Source organism: Microbacterium sp., from assembly GCF_046295495.1.
Lineage (GTDB): Bacteria > Actinomycetota > Actinomycetes > Actinomycetales > Microbacteriaceae > Microbacterium.
Window position 1 is genome coordinate 31,890 of record NZ_JBKBNC010000017.1, and the last position, 24,272, is coordinate 56,161.

General features: G+C 71.3%; 21 protein-coding genes and 1 tRNA gene. 7 read left to right on the forward strand and 15 right to left on the reverse strand.

Translation table 11 applies throughout. The annotated features are described in order from the left end of the window. Positions 1-25 precede the first annotated feature (25 nt). The 5 genes from holA to ACK4LS_RS08640 form a co-directional block, all read right to left on the reverse strand. Complete coding sequence (holA, locus tag ACK4LS_RS08620; protein ID WP_409716094.1) at positions 26-1,063, reverse strand: DNA polymerase III subunit delta; 1,038 nt, start codon at positions 1,061-1,063, stop codon at positions 26-28. Positions 1,064-1,072: 9 nt separating this feature from the next. Further along, on the reverse strand, positions 1,073-3,388 hold the full coding sequence (locus tag ACK4LS_RS08625; RefSeq protein ID WP_409716097.1) for a ComEC/Rec2 family competence protein: 2,316 nt from the start codon (positions 3,386-3,388) through the stop codon (positions 1,073-1,075). 29 nt (positions 3,389-3,417) lie between these two features. Next, the gene (locus ACK4LS_RS08630) at positions 3,418-4,074 is read right to left on the reverse strand and encodes a helix-hairpin-helix domain-containing protein (protein WP_409716100.1); all 657 of its coding nucleotides are present in this window, start codon (positions 4,072-4,074) and stop codon (positions 3,418-3,420) included. Positions 4,075-4,420: 346 nt separating this feature from the next. Continuing rightward, positions 4,421-6,994, reverse strand: coding sequence for a leucine--tRNA ligase (leuS, locus tag ACK4LS_RS08635; RefSeq protein WP_409716103.1), 2,574 nt, complete (start codon positions 6,992-6,994; stop codon positions 4,421-4,423). Between the two features lie 66 nt (positions 6,995-7,060). After that, the gene (locus ACK4LS_RS08640; protein ID WP_409716106.1) at positions 7,061-8,317 is read right to left on the reverse strand and encodes an anthranilate synthase component I family protein; all 1,257 of its coding nucleotides are present in this window, start codon (positions 8,315-8,317) and stop codon (positions 7,061-7,063) included. Positions 8,318-8,359: 42 nt separating this feature from the next. Between ACK4LS_RS08640 and ACK4LS_RS08645 the strand changes: the two genes are divergently transcribed. The 5 genes from ACK4LS_RS08645 to ACK4LS_RS08665 all read left to right on the forward strand — a co-directional run bounded on the left by ACK4LS_RS08645 (position 8,360) and on the right by ACK4LS_RS08665 (position 12,543). Next, entirely contained in the window at positions 8,360-9,040 is a 681-nt protein-coding gene (locus ACK4LS_RS08645) for a DedA family protein (protein ID WP_409716109.1), read from the forward strand. Between the two features lie 5 nt (positions 9,041-9,045). Next, a complete protein-coding gene (locus ACK4LS_RS08650; RefSeq protein ID WP_409716111.1) occupies positions 9,046-10,077 on the forward strand; it encodes an App1 family protein in 1,032 nt (343 codons plus the stop codon). A 602-nt stretch (positions 10,078-10,679) separates the two neighbouring features. Then, entirely contained in the window at positions 10,680-11,390 is a 711-nt protein-coding gene (locus tag ACK4LS_RS08655) for an SOS response-associated peptidase (protein WP_409716114.1), read from the forward strand. Between the two features lie 176 nt (positions 11,391-11,566). After that, entirely contained in the window at positions 11,567-12,430 is an 864-nt protein-coding gene (locus ACK4LS_RS08660; protein WP_409716165.1) for a 3-methyladenine DNA glycosylase, read from the forward strand. Between the two features lie 40 nt (positions 12,431-12,470). Next, positions 12,471-12,543: transfer RNA gene (locus tag ACK4LS_RS08665), tRNA-Ala, on the forward strand. A gap of 514 nt (positions 12,544-13,057) precedes the next feature. Here the strand turns inward: ACK4LS_RS08665 and rsfS are convergent. The 9 genes from rsfS to rplU form a co-directional block, all read right to left on the reverse strand. After that, entirely contained in the window at positions 13,058-13,438 is a 381-nt protein-coding gene (gene rsfS, locus ACK4LS_RS08670) for a ribosome silencing factor (RefSeq protein ID WP_409716117.1), read from the reverse strand. Beyond that, positions 13,435-14,652 (reverse strand): hypothetical protein, encoded by a 1,218-nt coding sequence (locus ACK4LS_RS08675; protein ID WP_409716120.1) that lies wholly within the window; start codon positions 14,650-14,652, stop codon positions 13,435-13,437. The genes rsfS and ACK4LS_RS08675 overlap by 4 nt, the downstream gene beginning before the upstream one ends. After that, positions 14,649-15,245 carry a nicotinate-nucleotide adenylyltransferase gene (gene nadD, locus ACK4LS_RS08680; protein WP_409716123.1) on the reverse strand — a complete coding sequence of 199 codons (597 nt, stop codon included), beginning with the start codon at positions 15,243-15,245 and terminating at the stop codon, positions 14,649-14,651. Before nadD ends, ACK4LS_RS08675 begins: the two co-directional genes overlap by 4 nt. Positions 15,246-15,255: 10 nt before the next feature. Then, complete coding sequence (locus tag ACK4LS_RS08685) at positions 15,256-15,480, reverse strand: hypothetical protein (RefSeq protein ID WP_409716126.1); 225 nt, start codon at positions 15,478-15,480, stop codon at positions 15,256-15,258. A gap of 50 nt (positions 15,481-15,530) precedes the next feature. Then, on the reverse strand, positions 15,531-16,790 hold the full coding sequence (locus tag ACK4LS_RS08690) for a glutamate-5-semialdehyde dehydrogenase (protein WP_409716129.1): 1,260 nt from the start codon (positions 16,788-16,790) through the stop codon (positions 15,531-15,533). Between the two features lie 4 nt (positions 16,791-16,794). Next, positions 16,795-17,631 (reverse strand): glutamate 5-kinase, encoded by an 837-nt coding sequence (proB, locus tag ACK4LS_RS08695; protein ID WP_409716132.1) that lies wholly within the window; start codon positions 17,629-17,631, stop codon positions 16,795-16,797. After that, positions 17,628-19,292 (reverse strand): GTPase ObgE, encoded by a 1,665-nt coding sequence (gene obgE / locus ACK4LS_RS08700; RefSeq protein ID WP_409716135.1) that lies wholly within the window; start codon positions 19,290-19,292, stop codon positions 17,628-17,630. The genes proB and obgE overlap by 4 nt, the downstream gene beginning before the upstream one ends. A gap of 126 nt (positions 19,293-19,418) precedes the next feature. Next, positions 19,419-19,676, reverse strand: a complete 258-nt coding sequence (gene rpmA, locus ACK4LS_RS08705) for a 50S ribosomal protein L27 (RefSeq protein WP_194581431.1) — start codon at positions 19,674-19,676, stop codon at positions 19,419-19,421. Positions 19,677-19,694: 18 nt separating this feature from the next. Further along, positions 19,695-20,003, reverse strand: coding sequence for a 50S ribosomal protein L21 (gene rplU, locus ACK4LS_RS08710; RefSeq protein ID WP_138172328.1), 309 nt, complete (start codon positions 20,001-20,003; stop codon positions 19,695-19,697). A gap of 210 nt (positions 20,004-20,213) precedes the next feature. Between rplU and ACK4LS_RS08715 the strand changes: the two genes are divergently transcribed. Continuing rightward, entirely contained in the window at positions 20,214-20,492 is a 279-nt protein-coding gene (locus tag ACK4LS_RS08715) for a DUF4031 domain-containing protein (protein ID WP_409716139.1), read from the forward strand. Between the two features lie 92 nt (positions 20,493-20,584). On the opposite strand, the gene ACK4LS_RS08720 is transcribed toward ACK4LS_RS08715, so the two are convergent. After that, on the reverse strand, positions 20,585-23,275 hold the full coding sequence (locus tag ACK4LS_RS08720) for an Rne/Rng family ribonuclease (protein ID WP_409716142.1): 2,691 nt from the start codon (positions 23,273-23,275) through the stop codon (positions 20,585-20,587). Positions 23,276-23,558: 283 nt separating this feature from the next. Between ACK4LS_RS08720 and ACK4LS_RS08725 the strand changes: the two genes are divergently transcribed. Beyond that, positions 23,559-24,158: a vitamin K epoxide reductase family protein gene (locus tag ACK4LS_RS08725; RefSeq protein ID WP_409716145.1), complete on the forward strand. Its 600-nt coding sequence runs from the start codon at positions 23,559-23,561 to the stop codon at positions 24,156-24,158. The last annotated feature ends 114 nt before the right edge of the window (positions 24,159-24,272 follow it).

Genomic DNA, 24,272 nt, shown 5'->3' on the forward strand with positions numbered 1-24,272 from the left:
GGTGGCCGCGCGGCAGACTCGCGCGTCAGTCGCCGTAGGGGGCGCGCGTGGCGATGATCGTGATCATGCGCTCGAGGGCGAAGACGGGGTCTCGCGACGCACCCTTGACCTCGGCGTCAGCCCGCGCGGTGGCGTGGATCGCCATGCCGAGGGTGTTGCCGGTCCAGCCGACGAGGTCGCGGCGGGCCCGGTCGACCTGCCAGTCCTTCATGCCGAGCCGCTGCGCGGTGGCAGACGACGACTCGCGCGTGCCGGCGACCCGCGCCATCGTGCGCAGCTTCATGGCCACCGCGGCGACGAGGGGCACCGGGTCGGCTCCGGATGCCAGAGCGTGCCGCAGAGCGAGCAGCGCGGGCCCGTACTGACCGGCGATGGCGGTGTCGGCCACCGTGAACGCCGAGGTCTCGACACGCCCGCCGTAGTAGCGCTCGACGATGCGCTCGTCGATGTCTCCGGGCACGTCGGCGATCAGCTGCTGGCACGCGGCGGCGAGCTCGGTGAGGTCGTCGGCGAACGCGGAGACGAGGGAGCGCAGGGCGACGGGGGCGATGCGCTTGTTCGCGGCCCGGAACTCGCCGACCGCGAAGTCGAACCGGTCGGAGTCGCGCTTGACCGCGGGGCAGGCGATCTCGATGCCGCCACCCTGCCCGGCGCGGATGCCGTCGAGGAGCTTCTTGCCGCGCACGCTCGCGCCCGTGTGGCGCAGCACCACCGTCGCGCCCTCCTGCGTCTGCGAGAGGTAGGACACCGCCTCGCTGAGGAAGGTGTCGCTGCACTTCTCGACCCCACTGACCCGCACGAGCCGCGGCTCGCCGAACAGCGACGGCGAGGTGACACCCAGCAGGGTGCCCGCGGCGTAGTCGTCTGCACGGATGTCGGTGACCTCGAGACTCGGGTCTTCGCTCTTGAGCAGGGAACGGATGCCGGCGATCGCGCGCTCCGCGCACACCTCTTCGGGCCCCGACACCAGCACGATCGGGGCCGGCTGCGGGGCGCGCCACGACACCTGCGGGATGGCCGATTTGGCCTTCGCGGGGGCGGAGCGTCGGGGAGCCGGGGTCACTCCCCCAGCCTACCGAGGGTGCCCGACATCGACATCCGGCGCAGGACCGCGCGGCGGCGATCGCTCCCGCCACAGATTGAGACTGTCATCCGAGCCCTCCCAGACGGCGAGCGACCCGTCGAGGTCGGTCCGGCCGACGGTCGTGCCGAGCGCCGCCAACGTCGCCAGCAGCGAGGCTGTGGGGTGTCCGTACGAGTTCTCCGCCCCGACGCCGATCAGCGCAACCCTCGCGCTCACGCGGCGGTAGAGGTCGGCATCCTGGTCCGCGCTGCCGTGGTGCGAGACCTTGACGACGTCGACGTGCGGCACGTCGACGCGCCGTAACAGGGCGGCCTGCGCCTGCTCGCCCAGGTCGCCGAGCAGAACCGTGCGCGGGAAGCCGGCACCGCTGACATCGAGCGCGATGCTCGCGTCGTTGCCCGGCTCGGCGCGCGGTGGCGGCCCGAGGGCGTGCCAGCGTGTGTCGCCGAGCGTGCCGGTCAGGCCGGTGGCCGCCTGCTGCAGGCGCGCGCCCTGGGCGGTGAGTCCGTCGAGGAGCCGTTGGCCCGACGCGTCGTCGACGGGGCCGTGGAGCAAGAGATCCACCCGGCCGAGCACGGCGGAGGTGCCGCCGATGTGATCGAGGTCGAAGTGGGTGAGCACGAGCAGATCGAGGTGCGCGATGCCGAACGTCTGCAGGCATCGGGCCAGCGCGTCGGGATCGGGCCCGGTGTCCACCAGTCCGACGGCGCCGGCGGAGCGCCAGAGGGTGGCGTCGCCCTGACCCACGTCGCACATCGCGACCTGCCAGGGCGCGGGCACGGTCAGCGGACCCGCGACGGTCGCAACCGTGGTCTGTCCGAGGATGAGGCCGGTGACGACGGCCATGGCCGCCGTGCACAGCGCCGTGATCCGCGGGAGCCGGCGGGGCCGGATGACGGCCACGCTGAGCGCTGCACCGACGGCTGCGAGCAGAGCCGCTCCCGTGACGCCCTCCGGCCACGGCAGATTCTGGGCCGTACTGGTCGTCGTGGTGTGAGCGACGGCCGCGATCCAGGATGCCGGGATCCAGGCGAGAGCGGTGAGGCCGTCGCGCAGCCACGGCAGGGGGGCGATGCACGCCAGTGCTCCGGCGATCGTCGCGGGCGCGGCCGCGGGGTCGGCGACGAGGTTCGCGGCGATGCCGCCCAGGGGCACATGCGGGTCGATGAGCACGATGAGCGGACCGCAGACCAGCTGAGCCGAGGTGGGCACGGCGATCGCCAGGGCCAGGGATCGCGGCATCCACCTCTCCAACCCCGTCGCCAAGGGGCGCGCCAGCACGAGCAACGCACCCGTCGCAGCAACGGAGAGGGCGAAACCTATCGACCGCGACAACCAGGGATCGAGGATGAGGAGCACCGCGACCGCGGCCGCGAGCACCGCGACGCCGATGGCCGGACGCCCCAGCGCGACGGCGAGCAGGGCGATGGCGGCCATGACGGCCGCACGCACGACGCTCGGCTCCGGTGTGACCAGGCAGACGAAGGCCGCGAGCACCGCGAGCGCTCCCCCGACTCGAACGCCGCGTCGCACGCCCAGCGCCGCGAACACCGCGAAGGCGGCCCCGACCACGATGGCGCAGTTCGCACCGGAGACGGCCGTGAGATGAGAGAGCGACGCGGCGTTCATCGCGGCTTCGGTGTCGGGGTCGAGGGTGCTGGTGTCACCGACGGCGAGCCCGGGTACGAGCCCGGCGCCGGGCTGCGGTAATCCCCGTGTCGAGGAGACGAGCGCGTCGCGGATGCCCTGGAACCACCCCCACGCCCCCGGTGGCGGCGAGGCGCTCACGACCTCGTTCGCGCGCACGACGACGAGCGCGCGCTCACCGGGGTCGGACGGGAGGGCGCGCGCGGTCACACGCACGAGACTCCCCATGCCGACCCCGACCAGGGCCCGCCGACCCTCGGCGTCGACACCCACGCGTGCCGGGATCTCACCGCTCAGGCGCGTCCGACCCGCGACGAGGGAGGTCGCGCGCGCGTCGAACCAGGCACCTCCGTCGGCGCTCGGGTCGACACGGCCCGTCACGGTGACCTCGAGGTCGAGGTGGCGGCCTCCCTCGAGCTCGAGAGCGGCGATCTGCGCCCGCATCGGCGCCACGGCGGCGACGCCTCCCGCCGCAGCGGTCGCGCAGGCGAGCGCGACGGCGGCGACGCCGATCGTCGCGCGTCGTCGCCGGCCGAACAGCACGGTCGCGAGGACGGTCAGGACGGCGAGGATCCCGACGAGGACGCCTGCATCGCTGCCCGCCGTCGCCGCCCCCGCCGCCGCCCACGTGGTCAGGGCCACGGTCACGGGTCGCATCGCCCGTCGGCGAAGGACGGCGCGCGCGTTCACACGCGGACCAGATCGCGGATGTTCGCCAGCATCTTCTCGCCGATCCCCGGCACGGAGAGCAGGTCGTCGACGCTGGTGAACCGCCCGTTCGCCTGCCGCCACGTGATGATGCGGTCGGCCATGGCGGGGCCGACGCGCGGCAGGGTGTCGAGCTGGTCGCGTGTCGCGGTGTTCAGGTCGAGGGGGCCACCCGCCGGCACCACACCATCCGCCCCACTCGACGACGCACCGGCGGCGGCGTCAGCCGGAAGCGCTCCGATGACGGGCACCACGATCTGCTCGCCGTCGGCGACGGGGCGGGCCAGGTTCACCCCGTCGCGCGCGGCGTCGTCCGCGAAGCCGCCCGCCCGCGCGATGGCGTCGGCGACCCGGTCTCCGGCATCGAGCCGGTACAACCCCGCCTCGCGCACGGCGCCCGCGATGTGCACGTAGAGCCCCGCGGCGGGCGGTGCGACCGCCGCCGAGGTCGAGACGGGATCGGGGGTGACCACCTCCGCGCCCGTCGCGCCCCGGAGCATGCCGACGGCGATGGTGACGGCGAACGCGAGCAGGACGAGGGTGATGACCGCACCGATGCCGAGCCGCTTCCGCGGGCTGAGCGCCCCGCCTCCCGGCTCGGTCTCGAACGCTGCGGCGGGGAGGCTCTCTGTCACGCGGCCACGGTAGGCAATCTCGATGCTCCCGCGGGCCGCTCGCGCACCGTCCGGTGGAGGGGCCGAGTCGATCGGCATCCGGGGAGGAAGGGCCGCTCAGCCCGACGCGCGCCGATCACGCGTCCGACGGCGACCCCGCGGCGTCGGCGTTCCTCGGCGATTCCGGGGTATCACGCAGCGATCAGGCGCACTTCTCCGAGGACCGTGCGCTTTCCGAGCCCGGCGCGACCGACACCCGACGATCGCCATCCCGGCGCTCCGCGAACGAACGATGAGGCCGAAACGCCGGATGCCACGTCTCCCGCGCTTCGAGAAGCGCCGGTGACGTGGCATCCGGAACCGACGATCACTTCGTCGAGAAGCTGACCACCTTCGGCGGGCGCACGACGGCGCGGACGATCTCGCGGTCGCCGAGAGCCCGCAGGACCTTCTCGTCGCCGCGGGCGAGCTTCTCGAGCTCGTCGGCACCGATCTTGGCCGAGACCTGCAGTGTGCCGCGCACCTTGCCGTCGATCTGCACGACGGCAGTCACGGTGTCCTCGACGAGCAGCGTGGGGTCGGCCTGACGCCAGGTGGCCAGGCCCACGAAGCCCTGGTAGCCCAGCGTGTGCCACATCTCCTCGGCGGTGTGCGGGGCGAAGAGGTCGAGGGTCATCGCGATGACCTCCGCGGCCTCGCGCACCGCGGGGTCGCTCGCACCTGCCGTGCCGTCGATCGCCTTGCGGGTGGCGTTGACCAGTTCCATGAGGCGTGCCACGACGACGTTGAATTTCGTCTGCTCGATGAGGTTGGGCGCCTCGGCCAGCAGGCGATGCGTCACCCGGCGGAGGGCCTGGTCGCCCTCGGCCCAGACGACGTCGGTCTCGCTGTCGACGTCGTGCGCGATGCGCAGGGCGCGTGCCAGAAACTTCGCGGCGCCCGTGGTGGAGACGTCGTTCCAGTCTTTGTCGTCTTCCACGGGGCCGGCGAAGGCCAGGGCCACGCGCAGCGCGTCGGCTCCGTGGGCGTCGAGCTCTTCTTGGAAGAGCACGAGGTTGCCCTTGCTCTTCGACATCTTCGCGCCGTCGAGGATGACCATGCCCTGGTTGATGAGGCTCGAGAAGGGCTCGGTGAAGTCCACCAGGCCCATGTCGAACAGGGCCTTGGTGATGAAACGGGCGTACAGCAGGTGCAGGATGGCGTGCTCGACGCCTCCGATGTAGAAGTCGACCGGGCCCCACTTGGACGCCTCTCGACCCGAGAACGCCTCGGTGTCGCTGTTCGGCGACAGGAACCGCAGGTAGTACCAGGAGCTGTCGACGAAGGTGTCCATGGTGTCGGGGTCGCGCAGCAGGGTCTGCCCCGTCTCGGGGTCGGTGACCTGCACCCATTCCGTGGCCGCCCCCAGCGGGGAGGTGCCCTTGGGCTTGAGGTCGAGACCCTCGACCGAGGGCAGCACGACCGGCAGCTGGTCGGCGGGGACGGGCGTGATGGAGCCGTCTTCCCCGTGCAGCATCGGGATCGGCGTACCCCAGTAGCGCTGGCGCGAGATGAGCCAGTCGCGCAGGCGGTAGGTCTTGGCCGCGCGGCCGACGCCCTTCGCCTCGAGCTCCTCGATCATGCGCGCGATGGCGTTGCGCTTGCTCAGCCCGTTGAGCGACCCGGAGTTGATCATGCGCCCGTCGCCCGTGAGCGCCACTCCGGTCTTGACCGGGTCGGTCTCGTCGAGGTCGCCCAGGGGATCGATCGGCACGCCCTCGGCATCCAGCTCGATCACCGGGATCGCCCCGGTGACGGGAGCGTTCGTGTCGACGACCACCTTCACCGGCAGGTCGAACGCGCGGGCGAAGTCGAGGTCGCGCTGGTCGTGCGCGGGCACGGCCATGACCGCCCCGTGACCGTAGTCGGCGAGCACGTAGTCGGCGGCCCAGATCGGCAGCTTCTCGCCGTTGATCGGGTTGATCGCGTAGTGGCCGAGGAACACTCCCGTCTTAGGACGGTCGGTCGCCTGGCGCTCGATGTCGGTCGCGCGCTGCACCTGGGCCAGGTAGGCCTCGAAGGTCTCCTGCACGCCCTGGTCGGCGGATGCCGCGAGCTCGGCCGCGAGCTCGGACTCGGGCGCCACGACGAAGAACGTCGCGCCGTGAAGGGTGTCGGGCCGCGTGGAGAAGACCGTGATCTTCTCGTCCCGACCCTCGATCTCGAACGTGATGTCGGCGCCCACCGAGCGGCCGATCCAGTTGCGCTGCATCTGGATGACCTTGCTCGGCCAGAAACCCTCGAGCTGGTTCAGGTCGTCGAGCAGGCGGTCGGCGTAGTCGGTGATGCGCAGGAACCACTGCGTCAGCTTCTTCTTGACCACCACGGCGCCGCTGCGCTCGCTCGTGCCGTCGGGCAGGACCTGCTCGTTCGCGAGCACCGTCTGATCGACCGGGTCCCAGTTGACGAGGGCGTCCTTGCGGTAGGCCAGGCCCTTGTCGTACAGCTTCTGGAACAGCCACTGGTTCCAGCGGTAGTACTCGGGGTCGCTGGTGTGCAGCACGCGGCTCCAGTCGAAGGAGACGCCGTAGTCCTTCAGGCTCGCCTTCTGCTGCGCGATGTTGGCGTAGGTCCACTCGACGGGGTCGGCGCCGCGCTTGATGGCCGCGTTCTCGGCGGGCAGGCCGAACGAGTCCCACCCGATGGGGTTGAGCACGTTGTAGCCGCGGTGGCGCCAGAAGCGCGCGACGATGTCGGAGTAGAGGTAGTTCTCGGCGTGCCCCATGTGCAGATCGCCCGACGGATACGGGAACATCGCGAGCACGTACTTGCGGGGGCGCGTGTCGTCGTCGCCACCGGCGCGGAACGGGTCTTTCTCGGCCCAAGCCTGCTGCCACTTCGCCTGGATGGCGTGGGTGTCGAAGCCCCCCTCGCGGGGGTCTGCTGCGGAGTTCTGAGACACGGGTGAAGCCAATCGTGAAGGTCGGGGAGGCCACGAGGGCCTGCTCCCAGGGTATCGGACCGGGCGTCACCACCCGGGCGGCACCTCGGCCCCCAGCGCGGCGAGGGGCGCGCGGGCTTTGAGCCCCACCTCGGCGACCTCGGATGCCGCGACCGAGCGCCACGTGATCCCGCCGCCGGCGCCGACCCAGGCGGCATCCGGCTCGATGACGACGCTGCGGATGACCATCGCGAGGTCGGCGGAGCCGTCGTCGCCGACCCAGCCGAACACGCCGGAGTACACGCCCCGCGGCTGCCCCTCGAGCCCGGCGAGGATGCCCATCGCCGACTCCTTGGGCGCCCCGGTCATGCTGCCCGCGGGGAAGGTCGCCGCGAGCAGATCTCCGACCCGCGTCCCGGGGAGCAGCCGCCCCGACACCTCGCTGACGAGCTGATGCACGGTGGGATACGTCTCCACCTCGAGCAGGCGGTCCACGCCCACCGTCGACGGTTCGCACACCCGCGAGAGGTCGTTGCGCATGAGGTCGACGATCATGACGTTCTCGGCCCGCTCCTTGGCATCCGTGCGCAGCTCCTCGGCGAGCGCGCGGTCGGTGGCCGGGTCGGGTGAGCGCCGACGGGTGCCCTTGATGGGATGGGTGTGCACGCGGCCGGCGCGCACGTGCAGGAAGCGCTCGGGCGACGCGCTCGCCAGGGCGGTGTCACCCGCCCGCACGAAGCCCGCATGATGCGACGTCGACGACCGCCGCAGCCGCCGGAAGACGTCGAGGGCGTCCATCGCGCCGGGCACGGTGAAGCGCGTCGTGAGGCAGAGCTGGTAGGCGTCTCCCTCGCGGATGCGGTCACGGCACGCTTCGATCAGCTCGGCGTAGCGGGCGGGCGTCACGCGGGCGGATGCCGTCCCCCGGGCGGGAGCGGGCGCCACGCCCGGCGCCGGGGGCGCGGCAGCGGCACGCGCGGCGAGGGTGGGGTCGCCGTGGGCGATGACGCGACGTCGCGCGTGGTCGAAGGCGAGGAGGGAATCGACGCGCACCCACGCGGGCTCGCCCTCGTACGAGATCCAGCCGACCCACCCGCCACGGAAGGGTGCGCCCTCGGCATCCTCTTCCGGGGAGGCGCCCACGAGGCCGGGGCCGTCGGCGGAGCGCGTCATCGCCCGCGACGGTTCGTCGGGACGCCCCGTGCCCAGGAAGCTCCAGCCGCTCGTCGCATCGACGCCGGCATCCAGCCAGAACGCGTGCGGGGCGTCGGCGAAGAGGTGGAGGAACACCGATTCGGGGTCGACCCACCCGAACGGGGTGAACGGTGAGGCGGATCGGGGCACGCTCCCAGGCTAGGCGGGGCGCGCGGCCCTAGGCTGACGGAGGTGAACGAGATCCTCACGTGGTTGCTCGACGTCGTCCAGAACGTCGACCCCGTGCTGCGCACGGTCATCGCCGGGGTCGCCGTCATGCTCGAGACGAGCGTGCTCGTCGGCCTCATCGTCCCGGGCGACACGATGGTGATCGTCGCCGGGACCGCGGTGGCCTCCCCGGTCGAGGGCGTGGTGCTGGCGGGGGCGATCGTGGTCGGCGCCCTTCTCGGCGAGAGCTTCGGTTTCTGGCTCGGGCGCTTCTTCGGACCTCGCATCCGCGCCTCGCGCCTCGGGCAGAAGCTCGGCGAGCGCAACTGGGAACGAGCCGATCGCTACCTGCGACGGCGTGGCGGACCGGCGATCTTCCTCTCGCGCTTCCTCCCCGTCCTGCACTCCCTCGTGCCGCTCACGGTCGGCATGAGCGGCTACAGCTACCGACGGTTCCTGGCGTGGACGGCGCCGGCGTGCGTCGTGTGGGCGGGGCTGTACGTGACGGTCGCGGCCGGGGCGGCGGGCACCTACCGCGAGCTCAGCGACCGCATCCACTACGCCGGATACGTGTTCGTCGGCATCCTCGTCGTGTTCCTCGTGCTGGTGTTCGCGGGCAAGAAGCTGATCGAGCGCGCAGAGCGACGTCACCTGGCCGACGACGTCCAGCCCCTCGAAACCGTGGACGGCGACGTGAAAGACTGAGGCCGATGCCTCGTTCTCCTCGCGCCAAAGTGCTCTGGTTCGCTCGACTCGAGCGCCGTTTCCACCGATGGCGCGAACGCCGGGCGCGCGCCCGCGGCCTGCGCCCCGTCGTCACGGGCTTCCCCGGGTACGGCACCGAGCACTGGGTGCGCGTCCTCGGCCGCGTGCTGATCGCCCCGCCGATCAAGAGCAGCTCCTCCGGTGAGGCCGCGAGCCTGCGCGGATGGCGCAGCTTCGCCGCCGTCCCGGTGGGCTTCGCGCACGTCACGGTGATCGTCGACGGCATGACGCACCAGGTCGCCGCCGACCGCGGCGGCGTGATCGACGCCAAGCTCCCCGCGACGCTGAAGCCCGGCTGGCAGAGCATCACGATGTCGGTCGAGGGCAGCGAGCCCACCGAGACCCGCGTCTTCGTGGTGGGCTCCGACGTGCGCTTCGGCGTCGTCAGCGACATCGACGACACCGTGATGGTGACCGCGCTTCCGCGCCCGCTGCTCGCGGCGTGGAACTCGTTCGTGGTCGACGAGCACGCTCGTCAGCCCGTTCCGGGCATGGCCGTCATGCTCGAGCGCCTCTCGCGCGAGCACCCGGGCACGCCGATCATCTACCTGTCGACGGGTGCCTGGAACGTCGCACCGACGCTCACGCGCTTCATGCGCCGACACCTGTTCCCGGCGGGATCGTTCCTGCTGACCGACTGGGGTCCCACGCACGACCGATGGTTCCGCAGCGGCCGCGCCCACAAGGAGTCCAACCTCCGCCGTCTCGCGAACGAGTTCCCCGACGTGAAGTGGCTGCTCGTCGGCGACGACGGTCAGCACGACGACGCCATCTACACCGGCTTCGCGATCGAGCACCCGCAGAACGTCGCCGCCGTCGCGATCCGTCGCCTGTTGCCCACCGAAGCGGTGCTCGCCGGTGGTCGCACCGTCGTCGACGATCACTCCGCCGCTGAGGTGCCGTGGGTGACCGAACCCGACGGCGCAGGCCTGCTCGAACGCCTGCAGAACGTGGGCGTGATCTCCAGCGACGACTGATCCCGCGGCGTCCGCGGGGCCGCGGTCCGGGGCGGCGCGCGACCTCCGCGATGTGCATATCCTCCGCGGTATCCGGCGGTGCGGGACTGAGGATGTGCGCATCGCTGACTTTGCGGGGTGGGACTCTGGCAGGCGTCGCTCCGATGCCAGGGCCCGGCGGCGCGCGACCTCCGCGATGTGCGTATCCTCCGTGGCATCCGGCGGTGCGGGGCTGAGAATGTGCGCATCGCTGACTTTGCGCACCGGGGCGCCCCGCGGCAGTCGGGGATGGATGCCGCGGCGCGGGGCGGCGCACAACCTCCGCGATGTGCATATCCTCCGCGGGATCCGGCGGTGCGGGACTGAGGATGTGCGCATCGCTGACTTTGTGCACCGGGGCGCCCCGGGGCAGTCGGGGATGGATGCCGCGGCTCGGGGCGGCGCACAACCTCCGCGATGTGCATATCCCTCGTGGCATCCGGCGGTGCGGGACTGAGAATGCGCGCATCGCTCACACCACGCACCTCGGGCGCCTGAAAAGTCGGGGGACGGATGCCGCGCCAGGACGCTCCGCTCGCCGGCGGACGGGGTGCGATGTCGGACCCGGCGCGTACGGTGGAGGTATGTGTGGTCGATTCGTCGTAGCCAACGTGGCCAGTGAGCTCGTGGGGGTGTTGCGCGTCGACGTCGAGGCCGACGAGCTGCCGCCGCCGTCGTACAACATCGCGCCCACCTCGTCGGTCGCGATCGTGCTCGACTCCGTCAAGAGCGAGCCACCCGTGCGCCGCCTCGAGGCGGCGCGCTGGGGCCTGGTTCCCGGGTGGGCGAAAGACGTCAAGGTCGGCGCCCGCGCCTTCAACGCGCGCTCCGAGGAGGTCGAGGACAAACCGATGTTCCGCAACGCCCTCATCAAGCGGCGCGCGGTGATCCCGGCATCCGGGTACTACGAGTGGAAGACCACCGAGGCGGGCAAGACGCCTCACTACATCCATCCCGCCGACGGGTCGCCGCTGTTCTTCGCGGGCCTGTACGAGTGGTGGAAAGACCCGGCTCGCGCCGACGACGATCCCGCACGGTGGGTGCTCAGCTGCACGATCCTCACGCGCGACGCGATCGGTCGGCTGGGGTCGATCCACGACCGCATGCCGCTGTTCATGGACCCCGACTTCGCCGACGCGTGGCTCGACCCGACCACCGAGAACGTCGGCGACGTTCTGGACGCCGCGATCGACGCCGCGCCCGACATGGCCGAGACACTCGACGATCACGTCGTCTCGTCCGAGGTGGGCAACGTGCGCAACGACTCCCCCGCGCTCATCGAGCCCGTCGAATGACGCCCGTCGTCGGCACGCGGAGCGCGGACCCCCGGGTCGCGAAGCCCCGCATCACGGACACCCGCATCACGGACCCCCGCATCACGGACACCCGCATCACGAACCCACGCCTCGCCGACACACCCCTCCCCGAGGGTGGCTCCCCCGGCACGCTCGCGCTGTCGCGCGACGAATGGATGCCGCTCGCCACCGCCCACGCCGAGCGGGCCGACGCCCTCACCGCCGCACACCGCGCGCGCGCGAGCCGTGCCGAGAAGCACCCCGTGGAGGACTTCCTCTTCACGTACTACTCGTACAAGCCGGCGATCCTGCGCCGGTGGCACCCCGGCCCGGGTGTCGTGCTGCGCGACGCCGAGGAACGCCAGGCGTGGCGCTGGTACCGCCGCGACGGCGACGGGGTGCGAGTGGATGCCGATTCCTTCCGCGCCGAGAGGGGCACCCTGTTCCGCGGCACCGTGGGCCTGCTGCGCGCGACCCTGTCGCGTCCCGGGCAGTTCGGATGCTTCGGCCTGCACGAGTGGGCGATGGTCTATCGCGCCGACGAGGTACGCCACGCGGTGCCCTTGCGACTGGGGAGCGACGGCGCCGACGCCGTCGTCGAGGCCCACGACCTGAAGTGCACGCATTTCGACGCGTTCCGGTTCTTCACGCCCGAGGCGGTTCCGCGCAATCGTGCCGCGCTCGATCGTGAGGACCAGGTGCAGCACGAGCAGCCCGGGTGCCTGCACGCCGGCATGGACGTGTACAAGTGGGCGGTCAAGCTGGGCCCGCTCGTACCGGGTCCCCTGCTGCTCGATGCGTTCGAGCTCGCGCGCGACATCCGCACCCTCGACATGGAGGCCTCGCCCTACGACCTCTCGGGCTGGGGCTACGGTGCGGTGCCGATCGAGACGCCCGAGGGAAAGGCGCAGTACGTCGCACGGCAACGGCGGTTGAGCGAGCGGGGACAGGTGCTCCGACGATCCCTGATCGCTGCCGTGACGGCATCCGACGACACGCCCGGCGGAGCCGATTTTTCGCCCTCGCGATCTGTGTTGTAAGCTCATGGAGTTGCCTCAAACGGGGCGGAAAACAAAACACGGGCCTGTGGCGCAGCTGGTAGCGCACCTGCATGGCATGCAGGGGGTCAGGGGTTCGAGTCCCCTCAGGTCCACATAAAGAGAAAGCCTCCGCCTCGGCGGGGGCTTTCGTCGTTGAGAGAGCGCACCTCACCAGGCGAGGAGCACCGTCGAGGAACCGTCGCTCACCGGCCACCCAACGCCCACGCCACCCAACGCCCACGCCACCCGCGCCTCCGCCACCCGGCGCCCACCCCGTCCGGCGCCCACCCCGTCCGGCGCCCACGCCACCGACCGCGCTCGCGCTCGCGCTCGCGCCGAACGTACGCCCCCAGATCCGCTCCCCCGCGCGAGGACACTCATCCCCGCGAGCACCCATCCCCGCGAGCACTCATCCCCGCGAGCACTCACCGGAGCGACGCACCACCGCGGCGATCACCGGCCCGCGGTCATCCCGACACCGCACTCGCCCGCGGGCCACCCTCCTCATCGAACGCGCCACGGTGTCAGAAGCCGCTCCGATCGCGTCGCGATCCACCGGCGCGCCGTGCAGGGCGCGGGAAACGAAGAACGCCCCCTGTCGGAGACAGGGGGCGTTCGTGCGGTGACTCAGTCCGCGGCGTTGGCCGGCGTCGGCAGCTCGATCGGAACGACCGGGCAGTCCTTCCAGAGGCGCTCGAGACCGTAGTACACGCGCTCCTCCTCGTGGAACACGTGGACCACGAGGTCGCCGAAGTCCAGCAGCACCCAGCGGGACTCCTGCCGTCCTTCGCGGCGCACGCGCTTGTGGCCGGCCTCGAGGAGCTTCTCTTCGATCTCGTCGGCGATCGCGGCGACGTTGCGCTCGTTGCGCCCCGTGACGAGCAGGAAGATGTCGACGAGCGGGAGGGGCTCGGAGACGTCGAGCGCGACGATGTCGTCGCCGCCCTTCGCGTCGGCGGCGATGGCGGCGATCTGCGCCATCTCGCGACCGTTGTCGGTAGCTGTCATCGGAAGACTCCTGTCGTGATGGCGAGCGCGAGGGTGACGACCACCGCCAGCGCGAGTGCGCCGGTCGTGATGATCAGGCCGATGAGGAGCTTGCTCCCCTTCTCGGGCGCCGGGGGGCGAATGATCTCGCCGGGTTGCTTGACGGTGCTGATCGCGGCGCTGGCGGCGATCGGCGTGGGCGACGAGGCGGGCGGGAGCTCGCCGTCGAGGAGCACCGCGTCGGCGTCTCGGCCGTCGGTGGTGCCGGGTGCGTGACCGACCGACCCCAGCCCCTGGGGGAGCTCGAAGGTGCCGGTGATCATGATCTCCCCCGTCGCGCTGACGGGACCCACGAGCGGTACGCCCGTGGGGGTCTGCGACAGGATGAGGGCGTTGGGGGTCGACACCGCGCCGGTGGCGCCGGTGTTGCGCGAGATGAGCTGATCGAACGACGCCGGCAGGGCGATCTCCGGCACCTGGCCCTCGAGCAGGTCGGACCCGAGCGCGGGGTTCACGACCGACGGCGCGGGCTGATCGACGGGCTCGACCGCGTGGTCGCCGGTGTCGACGACGGCGGGGCGGAAGATGGCGGGCTGCGCCGGCTCCGCGGGGGCTGCCTCGGCCGCGGGGGCCGCCGCGCGATGCGGCTGTGCGGGCTCGAGGTCGGGGCTGATGATGGGCACCGCGGCGGTGCGGATCTTCTCCTGCGCGCGCGCCTGACGGCGTGTCAGGCCCGAGGTGCCGAACTCCCCGGCGTCGCCGAAGGGACCGTCGAAGGTCGCGGGGCGAAGAGGCGCGGCGGACGCGTCGTCGACCGGGGGCAGCGGCGAGTCGTCGGAGACGGCCGGGGCGGGAGTGCCGTCGACGGGGGCGTCGGCGGGCGTGCTCGCGACAGCGGGGACGTCGCCGATGATCGCGGGGGCAGGCGCGTCGGTCGCCGGTGCCGTGTCGGTGCCGCTCCCCTCGGCCGGGCCCGCGTCGGTGGCCAGACCTCCGGGGGCCTCGTGCGCGGGGGCCTCGTGCGCCGGGACCTCGTGCTCGTGGGTCTCGCTCGCGGTGTCCGCCGCGTCGGTGGTCGCCGGGGTCGCCTCGGGCTCCTGCGACACCGGGGAGACGGCATCCGCGGTCTCGCCCTCGGTCGGCGGCACGATGATGGGCGTCGCGCCCGTCTGACGGAGCTCGCGCAGCTGACGACGGGTCAGAGCGGGAGTCTCGGGGGTCTCGGAAGTGCTCATGCCTTACTCCGGTAGAGGTGATGCTTCGCGATGTACTGCACGACGCCGTCGGGCACGAGGTACCACACGGGGTGTCCTCGGCGCACACGAGCGCGGCAGTCTGTGGACGAGATCGACAGCGCCGGGATCTCCAGTTGGCTCACCGTCTCGGTGGGCAGTCCCTCGGTGGTCAGCACGTGACCGGGGCGCGAGACGGCGACGAAGTGCGCGAGGTCCCAGAGCTCCTGGTGGTTGCGCCACCCGAGGATCTGCGCGACCGCGTCGGCGCCGGTGATGAAGAACAACTGCGCGCCCGGCCGCTGCTCCTGCAGATCGCGCAAGGTGTCGATCGTGTACGTGGGCCCCGCGCGGTCGATGTCGACGCGGCTGACGGTGAACTGCGGATTGGATGCCGTCGCGATCACCGTCATGAGATAGCGGTGCTCGCTCTCGGTGACGTCGTCCTTCTGCCAGGGGCGGCCCGTGGGGACGAAGACGACCTCGTCGAGATCGAACGATTGCGCCACCTCACTGGCGGCGACGAGGTGACCGTGATGGATGGGATCGAACGTCCCACCCATGACCCCGATACGAGGGGCGCGCGTCACCGACATACAGTGGGCCTCAGTGGCCGTGCGCCTCGGGGGTGGGCGTCCCGTGCTTCTGGGTGTAGGCCTCCGCCTTGTGGGCGTGGCGGTTCGAGACGTTGCGGTACGACAGGGTCACCAGGCTGAGCGCGACGAAGACCACGAACGCCACGGCGCCGATCCAGAAGGTCTCGGCCTGCACGTTACCGCCGTGGTGTCCGCCTTCTTCGGCAGCGTGGGCGAGAAGTGAGGCGAAAGTCATCAGTGCTCCGTTCGAGATGTCTGCGCAAAGCGCACTGTCATTTTAGGCGGTCAGGCGCGGACCTGGCCGTCGCCGCGCCCGAGCCACTTGGTGCTCGTCAGCTCGGCGAGACCCATGGGTCCGCGGGCGTGAAGTTTCTGGGTGGAGATGCCGACCTCGGCGCCGAAACCGAACTCGCCGCCGTCGGTGAACCGGGTCGAGGCGTTGACGAGAACGACCGCCGAGTCGACCTCGGCAAGGAAGCGGTCGGCGGCATCGTGATCGGCCGTCACGATCGCCTCGGTGTGGTGGGTCGAGTAGCGACGGATGTGGGCGAGCGCCTCGTCGAGGTCGTCGACGACGCGGACCGCGAGGTCGAGCGTGCCGTATTCGCGTGCCCAGTCGTCGTCGGTCGCATCGAAGACGCGGTCGTCGTGCGATCGGGTCGCCTCGTCTCCGTGCACCGTCACACCGGCGTCGGCGAGGGATGCCAGCAGCTCGGGCAGGAGGCGGTCGGCGGCGGCGCGGTGCACGAGGACCGTCTCGACGGCGTTGCAGACGCTCGGGCGCTGGGTCTTGGCGTTGAGCACGATGTCGCGCGCCCAGTCGTCTCGCGCGGTGGCGTCGAGGAACACGTGCACGACACCGGCACCGGTCTCGATGACGGGCACGGTGGATTCGGTGACGACGGTCTCGATGAGCGACGCGCTTCCCCGCGGGACGAGCACGTCGACGAGGCCGCGGGCGTTCATGAGCGCACGGGCGCCGTCGCGACCGAAGTCGTCGACGCTCTGCACGGCCTCCGGGGTGACGCCCTGCGCCTGGAGAGCCTCGCGCATGATCGACACGAGGGCGGCGTTGGAGCTCTGCGCCGCCGACCCGCCGCGCAGCACCACGGCGTTGCCGGAGCGAAGCGCCAGGGAGGCGATGTCGACCGTGACATTGGGCCGGGCCTCGTAGATGGAGCCGACGACGCCGAACGGCACGGCCACCTTCTCGAGCCTCAGGCCGTTCGGCAGCGTTCGGCTGTCGAGCACGCGTCCCACGGGGTCGGGCAGTTCCGCGACGTCGCGGACCGCGGCGGCCAGTGCCGCCACGCGGCCGGCGTCGAGACGCAGCCGATCGAGCAACGCTTCGCCGATGGCATCCGCCCGACCACGTTCGAGGTCGTCGGCGTTGGCGGCCACGATGCGATCGGAGGCGGCCTCGAGAGCGTCGGCCACCGCGGTCAGCAGAGCGCTCTTGCGGCCGGAGTCGAGCAACGCGATCTCGCGCGCCGCGTCTTTGGCCAGACGGAGGCGCTCGTCGACGAAAGCGGCGATCACGGTCATGGGCTCAGTGTACCGGCGCGCCGACGGCGCCCACCGGGCCGGTGGTCAGGGTGACGGGGTCGGGATTGGGGGCGAACCACGTGCCCACGGGCGCGCCCACGAGAGCGGATGCCACGAGGTCGGCGCTCGTGACGAGAACGCCGACGCCGGCGGTGGAGGCGAGCTTCGCGGCGGAGGCCTTCGTGGCCGCTCCCCCGGTGCCCACGCCGTTGACGACTCCCGCGCCGAACTCGTAGTCGGTGAGGTCGTCGCCCCAGGCCACGTCGACGATGGGACGCGCGTCCGGCTCGCTCGGCGGGCGGGTGAAGAGGGTCTCGATGTCGCTGAGCAGGACGAGGGCGTCGGCGCCGATGAGCTGGGCGACGAGGGCGGCGAGGCGGTCGTTGTCGCCGAAGCGGATCTCGTGGGTGGCGACGGTGTCGTTCTCGTTCACGATGGGGAGGATGCCGAGTCCCAGCAGACGCTCCATCGCGCGACGGGCGTTGGAACGGTGCGTGGCGTTCTCGAGATCACCGGCCGTGAGCAGCACCTGGCCCGCGAGCAGACCGAAGCGGTCGAGGGAGGTCTGATAGCGCCACATGAGCACGTTCTGACCCACGGCCGCGGCCGCCTGCTGCGTGGCGAGATCGTTGGGCCGGCCGCCGAGGTCGAGAAGCGGCAGGGCGGTCGCGATCGCGCCCGACGAGACGAGCACGACCTCGGTGCCGCCGGCGTGCGCGCGCGACAGTGCCTCCACGATCGTGTCGATGCGGTGCGCGGCATCGCCGCTGATCGACGACGAACCGACCTTCACCACGACGCGGGCGGCGCCGGGGATGTCGGCGCGCGTCGTCGCGGTCACCGGACCTCGTCCTCGTCGTCGCCGCGGCTGGTGTCGCCGCGCACGAAGTCGCCGTCGCCCAGGTCGTCGGGAGCGTCGTCGTCGAACGGGTCAGCGACGAACACGTCGTCGCCCTCGTCGTTCTCGAGCGTCTCGTCGGCGACGGGCGCGGAGACGCCGTCGGCCCCGATGCCCGCGGCACGCGCCGCGCGGCGCTCCGCCTCGAGTTCGGCGCGGGCGTCGGCCTTGGCATCCATGCGCTCGTGGTAGCGCTCGCGACGCTCGTTGGTCGTGCGGCGCGTGCTCTGCAGCAGGCGCGGGTCGGTGCCACGGGGCGCGGTCATGAGCTCGGCCGCCGACGTCAGCGTGGGCTCCCAGTCGAAGACGATGCCGTCGCCGGGACCGATCACGACCGTCGCACCGGCGACCGCGCCCGCGCGGAAGAGCCCGTCTTCGACCCCGAGCCGCGCGAGGCGGTCGGCGAGGTAGCCGACGGCCTCCTCGTTCTGGAAGTCGGTCTGCTGCACCCACTTGACCGGCTTGTCGCCGAGGATGCGGTACACGGGGCCGTACGTACCGCCCTCGACCTTGATCTCGAAGTCTTTGACAGCGCCCTTCGGACGGATCACGACGCGCTCCGCCGGAGCGTCGTCGATCGTAGCGAGACGGTGCTGCTCGACGACCTCGCCGAGCGCGAAGGTGAGCTCGCGAAGCCCGGCACGACTGACGGTGGAGATCTCGAACACGCGGAAGCCGCGGGCTTCGAGGTCGGGGCGGACGAAGTCGGCGAGTTCGCGCGCCTCGGGGACGTCGATCTTGTTCAGGACGACGATCTGCGGACGCTCGAGAAGAGGAATCTGCCCCTCGGGCACCGGGTACGCGGCCAGCTCCGCCTGGATGATGTCGAGGTCGGTGAGCGGATCGCGGCCGGGGTCGAGCGTGGCGCAGTCCAGCACGTGGACGAGGGCGGTGCAGCGCTCGACGTGGCGGAGGAACTCCAGTCCCAGGCCCTTGCCCTCACTTGCGCCCTCGATGAGGCCCGGAACGTCGGCGATGGTGAATCGCGCGTCGCCGGCCTGCACCACGCCGAGGTTCGGGTGCAGAGTCGTGAAGGGGTAGTCGGCGATCTTGGGCCGTGCCGCGGATACGGCCGCGATCAGGCTCGACTTACCGGCGGACGGGAACCCCACCAGCGCCACGTCGGCGACGGTCTTGAGCTCGAGGACGACATCGCCCTCCCAGCCGGGCGTGCCGAGCAGCGCGAAGCCCGGGGCCTTTCGCTTCGGCGAGGACAGGGCCGCGTTGCCGAGACCGCCGAGACCACCGGGGGCGGCCACGAAGCGCATGCCCGGGGTCAGCATGTCGACGAGGACGTTGCCGTCGGGGTCTTTCACCACGGTGCCGAGCGGGACGGGCAGCTCCTGGTCTTCCCCCAGGGCGCCCGATCGGTGGTCTCCCATGCCGAAGCCGCCGTTACCGGCGGAGCGGTGCGGCGAGTGGTGGTACGACAGCAGGGTCGTCACCTGCGGGTCGGCGACGAGCACGACGTCGCCGCCACTGCCCCCGTTGCCCCCGTCGGGACCGGCCAGCGGCTTGAACTTCTCACGGCGCACCGAGACGCAGCCGTTGCCGCCCTTTCCCGCACGCAGGTGCAGGGTCACGCGGTCGACGAAGGTGACCATGGCGGGTCCTTCCGGGACGAGCGGCGGCGGAGCCGACGCGGGAGGGCGAGTCGTGGGGAACGCTCGCGGGAAAACGACGAGGGGGCGGGCAGTGCCCACCCCCTCGGAAGCGCCTGGCGCCGCGGATTACTCCGCTGCGGCGACGATGTTGACGACCTTGCGGCCGCCCTTCTTGCCGAACTCGACCGCACCGGCGGCCAGAGCGAAAAGCGTGTCGTCGCCACCGCGGCCGACGTTGGCGCCGGGGTGGAAGTGCGTGCCGCGCTGGCGGACGATGATCTCGCCGGCGAGGACGGCCTGGCCGCCGAAGCGCTTCACGCCGAGGCGCTGTGCGTTGGAGTCACGACCGTTACGGGTGGAGCTTGCGCCCTTTTTGTGTGCCATCTCTGCGTCTCCTGGCTCTTACTTGATGCCGGTGATCTTGACGCGCGTGAGGTCCTGACGGTGACCCTGGCGCTTCTTGTATCCGGTCTTGTTCTTGAACTTCTGGATCACGATCTTCGGACCGCGCTCCTCGCCGAGCACCTCGGCCGTGACCGAGACCTTCGCGAGCTTGTCGGCGTCGGTCGTGACCGCGTCGCCGTCGACGAACAGGACGGCGGGCAGCTGGATGCTCTCGCCGATCTTCGCCTTCTGGCGGTCGAGCACGACGATCGTGCCGACCTGGACCTTCTCCTGGCGGCCGCCGGCGCGCACAACTGCGTAAACCACTTCACACCTGTTTCGTTCGGGAGCGCAGGGCTCCGGTTGTCTGATGACGTCGGGAGGGTCTGATGACCCAAGTCTCGGTGCGATCCGGCGAGCAAACCCACGGGGTCACGCTCCAATGAGGGCGGACGCGACGCACCAAGGGTCGAGTTTAGCTCACCCGGAGGCATCCGGCAAAAGCATCGGCCCGCGTGTCGACCGTAGGATCGCGGGATGGCGATCCTCATCGACGACCCGCAGTGGCCCGCGCACGGACGACTGTGGGCGCATCTGGTGAGCGACAGCGACCTCGCCGAGTTGCACGCCTTCGCCGCGGCGGCCGGCATCCCTCGTCGCGCCTTCGATCTCGACCACTACGACGTGCCCGACGAGCGCCACGCCGACCTCGTCGCCGCCGGTGCCGAGCACGTGGGCGGGAAAGAGCTCGTGCGGCGCCTGCGGGCCTCGGGCCTGCGCATCACGGCCCGCGATCGCCGCCCGAAGAGCACCTGAACCGCTCCGCCGTGCGCGAGAGGCCGGGACGCGTCGCTCGGAGTCACTCCGAGGCGACGATTCTCGGCCCCTCACACGTGTGAAGATGCGTTTCAGGCCTCGGCGGGGGGCTGCGCGTTCACCGGGGTGCCCGTGAGGGCAGCGGTGGTCACGCGGCGCCGCGAGCGGCCCTGACCGGGAGCCTTGGGCTCCGGCAGAGCCTCGAGCACCGACTCGAGCAGTGCGTCCTTCTCGGTGCGCGGCGCCTTGGGCTCGCGCTTCTTGCGCGGGCGCTTCTCGCGCGCCGGGGCCGGCGCCTCGGTCTCGGTCTTGGCCTCGAGCACGGCCTCGACGGATGCCGCGACCGCCGCCTCGACCACGGCGGGGTCGTCGAGGCTCGGCTTGACCGTGGACGCCGCGATCTGCGCGAGCGCCGACTTCACACCCTCGGTGATGACGTGGGTGCCACCGGCCTGCGCCGCCGCTCCCCCGTTGCCACCGGCCGGAGCCGGCGCAGTGCCCGCGTTGGAGCCGTTGCCGTTGGAGCCGCCGTTGCCGCCGCGACCACGACGGTTGCCGGAACCGCCGTTGCCGTTGCCGTTACCCGTGCCGTTCGAAGGACCCGAGGTGCGGTGCTTGACGACGGGGTCGTGGTGGACGATCACGCCGCGACCGGCGCACACCTCGCAGGCCTCGCTGAAGGTCTCGAGCAGGCCGAGGCCCAGCTTCTTGCGGGTCATCTGCACGAGGCCGAGCGAGGTGACCTCGGCGACCTGGTGCTTGGTGCGGTCGCGGCTGAGGCACTCGATGAGGCGGCGTAGCACGAGATCGCGGTTGGACTCGAGCACCATGTCGATGAAGTCGACGACGATGATGCCGCCGATGTCGCGCAGGCGCAGCTGTCGGACGATCTCCTCCGCGGCCTCGAGGTTGTTCTTGGTAACCGTCTCTTCGAGGTTGCCGCCGGAGCCGACGAACTTGCCGGTGTTGACGTCGACGACCGTCATCGCCTCCGTGCGGTCGATGACGAGCGAGCCGCCCGAGGGCAGCCACACCTTGCGGTCGAGGGCCTTCTCGATCTGCTCCGTCACTCGGAACGCGTCGAACGGGTCCTGGTCGCCCTCGTACTTCTCGATGCGCTCGAGCAGATCGGGAGCGACACCCTGCAGGTAGGTCGAAATCGTCGACAGGGCCTCGTCGCCCTGGATGAGCATGCGCGTGAAGTCCTCGTTGAAGACGTCACGGACGATCTTGACGAGGAGATCGGGCTCGGAGTGAAGGAGCGCCGGCGCCTGGATGGTCTTGATCTGGCTCGAGACGTGCTCCCACTGCGAGGTGAGGCGCTGCACGTCGAGGGTCAGCTGCTCCTCGGTGGCCCCCTCGGCGGCGGTGCGCACGATCACGCCCGAGGACTCCGGCAGCACCTCCTTGAGGATCTTCTTCAGGCGGGCGCGCTCGGTGTCGGGGAGCTTGCGCGAGATGCCGTTCATGGTGCCGTTCGGCACGTACACGAGGTAGCGTCCGGGCAGCGAGATCTGGCTCGTGAGGCGGGCGCCCTTGTGTCCGACCGGGTCTTTGGTGACCTGCACGAGGACGCGGTCGCCCGACTTGAGCGCGAGCTCGATGCGACGCGGCTGGTTGTTGGTCTCGACGCCGTCCCAGTCGACCTCGCCCGAGTAGAGCACGGCGTTGCGGCCACGACCGATGTCGACGAACGCCGCCTCCATGCTGGGCAGCACGTTCTGCACGCGACCGAGGTAGACGTTGCCGATGAGCGAGGCGTCCTGGTTGCGGGCGACGTAGTGCTCGACGAGCACGTTGTCTTCGAGCACGGCGATCTGGATGCGACCGGCCTTGGAACGCACCACCATGACGCGATCGACGGCCTCGCGGCGCGCCAGGAACTCGGCCTCGGTGACCACCGGTCGACGACGACCGGCCTCGCGCCCATCGCGACGGCGCTGCTTCTTGGCCTCGAGACGAGTCGAACCCTTGATGCGCTGCGGCTCGGTGACGACCTCGACGGCGCGCTGACGCACGGGAGCCGCGGGGGCCTCGTTCTGCTCGGCGGGAGCCGGGTCGCTCGATCCGCGGCGGCGGTTACGGCGGCGGGCGTTGGCGCTGCCCCGCTCGACGGGACCCTCGTCGTCGCGGTCGTCTCGGTCCCACACGTCGTCGCGGGCGGGCAGCGCCGGGAGCGCGGGGGCGTAGAAATGCAGCGCGGTCGACACGGCCGACACGAAGTTCTCGGGCAGCAGGCCGAGCGAGACAGCCGTGGGACGGGCGGGCTTCTCCGGCTGGGCGGGAGTGGCAGCCGCTTTCTCGGCCGACGCGGGGGCCTCGGGTTCGAAGACGTCGGACACGGATGCCGCCGACTCGGACGCGACCGTGGTGTCGGGTGCGGTGTCAGGCGCGGTCTCGGCTGTCGCGGTGTCCCCTGCGGGTGCGGCGGTGCCCCCCGCGGGCGCGGGCTCCGACTCGGCGGGGGCGTCGGGCGTCGCGTCGGCGGATTCCTCCGCCTCCGCCGTCTCGCTCCCCGCGAGCACCGCGGGCGCCTCGGAGTCTTGAGCGGCGGCCTCTTCGGCATCCTGCACCGCGGCCTCCTCCTCATCGACGGAAGGGGCGTCGACCGAGGGGGTGTCGACCGAGGGGGTGTCGACCGAGGGGGTGTCGACCGAGGGGGTGTCGACCGAGGGGGTGTCGACCGAGGGGGTGTCGACCGAGGGGGTCTCGGCCGTGGGCGTCTCGGGGGTGTCGGTCGCCGTCTCGTCAGCGGGGGTCTGATCGTCGGTCACATCGGCCATATCGGGGTTTCTCCCTGGCGGGCGACACCGCGCGTCGCCCGACGAAATCTCATGCAGCGCCGCACCCGGCGGGGCTGCGAACTCACTCGGTCTGCAGCAGGCCTGCGGCTCGTGCTGCGAAGGGCGGTCGTCGCCCGAAGTCTTCTGGGTGATGTTCCTGCGGCGCGGCCGCGGTCTCATCAGCCTCCATTATCGCACGGGCGCGCCGTTTCGCCCGCAGAAGCTCGCTTCGACACCGAAGCGTCTCCGCGGACGGCTCATCGGGCGGTGGCAGAATCGCGACATGAGTGAAACCGTCACCCCCCGTCGTCCGGTCGTCGTCGCGATCTGGCTGATCCTCGCGGGCATCGTGGGATGGTGGGCGGCGTTCTCGCTCACGATGGAACGCTTCCACCAGTTGATGGACCCGGGCGCAGCGGCCTCGTGCGATTTCAGCGTGCTCGTGCAGTGCTCCGCCAACCTGCAGTCCTCTCAGGGCAGCGTCTTCGGCTTCCCCAACCCGATCATCGGTCTGGCCGCCTGGATCGCACCGATCGTGGTCGGCATGGCGCTCCTCGCCGGTGCCCGCTTCGCCCGGTGGTTCTGGGTGCTGTTCTGGCTCGGATTCGTCTTCGCGCTCGGTTTCGTCGTCTGGCTCATCGGCCAGAGCCTGTTCGTTCTCGCCACCCTCTGCCCGTGGTGCATGGTGACGTGGTCGGTCGTCATCCCGTCGTTCTTCGTCGTGACGCTCCACGTGCTCCGCGAGGGCGTCATCCCGGGCGCGCCGCGCGTGCGCGAGGTCGCCGGTCGGCTGATGGTCTGGGTGCCGCTGATGAGCTTCCTGGCGTACGTCGTGGTCGCGGTTCTCGCACAGGTGCGCCTCGACGTTCTCGCGCAGCTGTGACGCCGCCGAAAAGCCCGCGATCCGCACACCCTCCGGGGCCCCGACGCGGATGCCGCTGACCGAGCGCGGTCCCGGGAGCCTCTGCCGCGGCATCGCGCCGACACGGCGTGCGAA